Origin of the sequence: Bacillus sp. VT 712, assembly GCF_001614195.1 — a bacterium.
GTDB lineage: Bacteria > Bacillota > Bacilli > Bacillales > Bacillaceae_H > Priestia > Priestia flexa.
This window is the reverse complement of record NZ_LWBK01000118.1, coordinates 1-599: the sequence shown is the minus strand read 5'-3', so window position 1 is coordinate 599 and position 599 is coordinate 1. Positions and strand designations below refer to the sequence as shown.

The window sequence follows — 599 nt, the reverse complement described above, 5'->3', positions numbered from 1 at the left end:
CAACTCGCCTACATGAAGCTGGAATCGCTAGTAATCGCGGATCAGCATGCCGCGGTGAATACGTTCCCGGGCCTTGTACACACCGCCCGTCACACCACGAGAGTTTGTAACACCCGAAGTCGGTGGGGTAACCTTTATGGAGCCAGCCGCCTAAGGTGGGACAGATGATTGGGGTGAAGTCGTAACAAGGTAGCCGTATCGGAAGGTGCGGCTGGATCACCTCCTTTCTAAGGATTTTTACATGAAAAGTGAAGGCGATTGTTTAGTCATGAAAAGCGTTGGAGCTTTTGACAGGGGAACCGTTATTTGGTTTCGTTGACAAAAGTGAAACGATCGAATGACTAGGAGCTGTAGCTAGACAAGACGTACGTTTTGAAGCTTTGTTCAGTTTTGAGAGTTCAATCTCTCATTTAATAGAAAGTACATCACTTTCTTCTTATTAGATAAGAAGAATTTTGAGTGCGATTGTTCTTTGAAAACTAGATAACAGTAATAGCTGAGGAAAAGTGAAACTTTTCTTTAATCAAACCAATAAATAACGCAACGCAAGTTGCACCATTTATTCGCTAATGGTTAAGTTAGAAAGGGCGCACGGTGAA

The 599-nt window shown here is 43.6% G+C and carries 1 rRNA gene; it reads left to right on the top strand.

Annotated elements, in window-relative coordinates:
• A 16S ribosomal RNA gene (locus A2U94_RS20325) occupies window positions 1-227 on the top strand; the annotation flags it as partial.
• Between the last annotated feature and the right edge of the window lie 372 nt (window positions 228-599).